The organism is Mesorhizobium sp. M7A.F.Ca.CA.003.01.2.1, assembly GCF_003998945.1.
Classification (GTDB): Bacteria; Pseudomonadota; Alphaproteobacteria; order Rhizobiales; family Rhizobiaceae; genus Mesorhizobium; species Mesorhizobium ciceri.
The window spans coordinates 1-3,699 of sequence record NZ_RZRA01000568.1 but is presented as its reverse complement, the minus strand read 5'-3'; the positions used below and the strand labels follow the sequence as shown (position 1 = coordinate 3,699).

The following is a 3,699-nucleotide window of genomic DNA, read 5'->3' as shown; positions in this document are numbered from 1 at the left end:
GGCGACCGCAGTGCCTTCATCGAAGACCATGGTCAAAAGATCGGTGCGGCCCTTGTACTTTATCCCTGCCTCGGCGGTGGCGATGCGCACCCCCTCGATTTCTGGCATTTTCGGGTATTTCTTCGGCGCAAGCGGCGAAATCGTCGTGGACATGGAGGCCTCGGGCGGGAAAATCGCAAGGGAAGGCCGGTTTGCCCGATAGACCGCGCCGGCGCAAGGGCGTTTTCGTCGCTCTTGTCCGGGAGCTCGAACTCGCCCCTGGGAGCAGGGCTCCGAGACGTCGCAAGCCATGCAGTAGACATCGTCCGACGGCCGGTCCGGCGGTGTCAGCCAGTTTGCGCCGGCCGCGTTCATCTCAATAGGAATTTATTCTTGACAGGGTGAGAGCAGCTATGCTACATTTTCGTCCATGGTGCTGATTTGCACCAGTGACCCGCCGTCCCGGCGGGTTTTGCTTTTGGGACCTCGCCAACCAACACGCCGGTAAGGTTCCCAGAAAACGACCAACCCCTGCCCCGACTAGCCAGTCTCCAGAAGCTTGAAAACGCGCCGTTTCGTTTGAGCGTCGGGTCACCTATATTGCCGGCGAAGTGTTTGGCGAGGACGACAGAGATGGCCGAGGACGCCGATCCGGCGCGCAGATCGATCGGTGCGCGGCGCAATCCCGACAGCGCCGAGGCCATTCTCCAAGCCGCCGAGACCGTACTGGTCGAAGCCGGTTATGCCGGTTTCTCGATCGAGGCGGTGGCGCGGCGGGCCCGCGCCGGCAAACCCACCATCTATCGCTGGTGGCCGAGCAAGGCGGCGTTGCTGCTTGAGGTCTACCAGCGCCAGAAGCGCGTCGATGTTCCCGATACCGGGCGGCTGGAGGAGGATCTCGTCGGCTTCCTGAAAAACCTGTTCGCCCACTGGCGCGAGACATCGTCGGGAAGCGTGTTCCGGTCGCTGATCGCCGAGGCACAGTCGGACGCGACCGCGGCCGCGGCCCTTGCCGACTACTCACTGGGCCGACGGTCCCATACCGCCCAGATCATCGAACGCGCCAAGGCAAGGGGCGAAATCCCGGCCGAAATCGATTCAGCTGTCGTCGCCGACCTGATCGCCTCCTTCGCCTGGAGACATCTGCTGACCAACCGGCTCGACGAGGACGAAGCGACCATCGGCAAGGCCGTCAACTACGTGATGCGAGGCATAGCGGCGCCTGCCTCGTAAAGACGGCAATGAATGAAAAGGGCGCGGCAACCCCTGGCTGCCGCGCCCCTTTTTCAAAAAGCTGCCAGTCTTACTTGGCGCTTTCCAGCGTATCGACCGCCTTCTTCAGGTTGGCGTCGGGGATCTCGACCTTGGCGCCGGCGCGCAGCGACTTGACCAGCGCGAAATACTTGTCGCGGATGACCGCCTGCTTGGCCTGGTCCTTGACGTCGTCGAAGGCCGGCGGCTGCTTGGTGCGCTTGTCCTCGAGCTTGATGACATGCCAGCCGAACTGCGTTTGCACCGGCTGCTCGGTGTATTTGCCGACCTCGAGCGCGGAGGCCGCCTTGTCGAACTCCGGCACCATCTGGCCAGGTCCGAACCAGCCGAGGTCGCCGCCGCTGGTCTTGCCTGACGGATCGCTGGTGTGCTCGTTGGCGAGCTTCTGGAAGTCGGCGCCGCCGTCGAGCTGCTTGATGATCGCCTCGGCCTCTTCCTTCGTCTTCACGAGGATGTGACGGGCATGCAGCTCGTTGGTGGGCGGCGTGTTGGCGATTTCCTGGTCGTAACGGGCGCGGACCTCGGCGTCGGTGACCTTGTCGACGACACCCTTCTCGACCATCTCGCCATGCAGCGCGCGCTGCTGCAGGAAGGCCATGCGGCGCTGGAAGTCGGGATCCTTGTCGAGCCCTGTGGTGACCGCCTGGGCGGCCATGACGCGGATCTCGATGGCAGCCGAAAGGGCGGCGGCACGGCGCTGCTCGGGCGGCAATTGTGCGAACTGCTGCGACAATTCCCCTTCGGCAAGCACCAGATCTGCTTCGGTCAGGGGCTGACCGTTGACCGTGGCGATAACCTTATTGGGATCGACCGGTGCCGCGGCTGGCGCTGCTGCATCCGCTGGAGCGGGAGCGGTTTGCTGCGCCATCACAGGCGAGAGCGAAAGGGCCGACAGGCCGACGGCCAAGCCAAGGCTGGCGAGCGACGCGCGGCGAAACAACAGGGACATAGGGGGACTCCGGTGGGGATTGTTAAGAGGGGTGCTTCCAGATCGGCCAGATTGTGGCGGAATTTGGCGCAGCCAGCAGGGCCAGCGCGGCGTTGACATCAGTTGAGCCCCCTCTTATCTGTCCAACGACTTTGCGTCCAGAACCGTTTTCCGGGCGCTTTTTGTGTTTGTCCACGTTCACGTGGAATTGATGGGGCCGCCCGGCGCTCATCTCAAGATTGAGAATTCTATCGAAAGGACCATTGGATGGTCAGTCTCGGCGGTCTCGCCCGTAAGGTTTTCGGTTCCTCCAACGACCGTCGGGTCAAATCGACCCGGCCCCGTGTCGAGGCGATCAACGCCATGGAAAACGAGATGCGGGCGCTTTCCGATGAGGAATTGGTCGGCCGCACCGCGAAATTCCGCCAGGACATCGCCAACGGCGCCACGCTCGACGATCTGTTGGTGCCGGCCTTCGCCACCGCCCGCGAGGCCGCGCGCCGCGTGCTCGGCATGCGCCCCTTCGATGTCCAGCTGATCGGCGGCATGGTGCTGCACAATGGCGGCATTGCCGAGATGCGCACTGGCGAGGGCAAGACCCTGGTCGCGACGCTGCCGGTCTACCTCAACGCGCTTGCCGGCAAGGGCGTCCACGTCGTCACCGTCAACGACTATCTGGCCACCCGCGACTCCGAATGGATGGGCCGCGTCTACAAATTCCTCGGCCTCTCGGTCGGCGTCATCGTCCACGGCCTGTCCGACGAGGAGCGCAGCGCCGCCTACGCCGCCGATGTCACCTACGCCACCAACAACGAGCTCGGCTTCGACTATCTGCGCGACAACATGAAATACGAGCGCGCCCAGATGGTGCAGCGCGGTCACAATTACGCGATCGTCGACGAAGTCGATTCCATCCTGGTCGACGAGGCACGCACGCCGTTGATCATTTCCGGTCCGCTCGAGGACCGTTCGGAAATGTACAACACCATCGACACCTTCATCATCCAGCTGCAGCCGCAGGATTATGAGATCGACGAGAAGCAGAAGACCTCGATCTTCACCGAGGAAGGCACCGAGAAGCTCGAGAACCTTTTGCGCGACGCCGGCCTGCTCAAGGGCGAGTCGCTCTACGACGTCGAGAACGTCGCCATCGTCCACCACGTCAATAACGCGCTGAAGGCGCACCGGCTGTTCCAGAAGGACAAGGACTATATCGTCCGCAACGGCGAGATCGTCATCATCGACGAGTTCACCGGCCGCATGATGCCGGGCCGCCGCTATTCGGAAGGCCTGCACCAGGCGCTCGAAGCCAAGGAGCATGTGGCGATCCAGCCGGAGAACCAGACGCTCGCCTCCGTCACCTTCCAGAACTATTTCCGCCTCTACAAGAAGCTGTCCGGCATGACCGGCACGGCGCTGACCGAGGCAGAGGAATTCGGCAACATCTACGGCCTCGAAGTCACCGAGATCCCGACCAATCTGCCGGTGATCCGCATCGACGAGGACGACGAGGTCTACCG

3 protein-coding genes and 1 pseudogene are annotated in these 3,699 nt (G+C 63.0%); 2 read left to right on the top strand and 2 right to left on the bottom strand.

The features are described 5' to 3' along the window. Positions 1–153 (bottom strand): annotated as a pseudogene (locus tag EN969_RS21220) (bifunctional ornithine acetyltransferase/N-acetylglutamate synthase); the annotation flags it as partial. 459 nt (positions 154–612) lie between these two features. Here EN969_RS21220 and EN969_RS21215 point away from each other — a divergent pair. Continuing rightward, positions 613–1,212, top strand: coding sequence for a TetR/AcrR family transcriptional regulator (locus EN969_RS21215; RefSeq protein ID WP_063169076.1), 600 nt, complete (start codon positions 613–615; stop codon positions 1,210–1,212). 70 nt (positions 1,213–1,282) lie between these two features. Here the strand turns inward: EN969_RS21215 and EN969_RS21210 are convergent, their stop codons facing one another. Beyond that, positions 1,283–2,200: a peptidylprolyl isomerase gene (locus tag EN969_RS21210; protein ID WP_024503787.1), complete on the bottom strand. Its 918-nt coding sequence runs from the start codon at positions 2,198–2,200 to the stop codon at positions 1,283–1,285. Positions 2,201–2,446: 246 nt separating this feature from the next. On the opposite strand from EN969_RS21210, the gene EN969_RS21205 reads away from it, so the two are divergent. Then, on the top strand, positions 2,447–3,699 hold a 1,253-nt coding region (locus tag EN969_RS21205), incomplete at its 3' end, for a DEAD/DEAH box helicase (protein ID WP_348632399.1).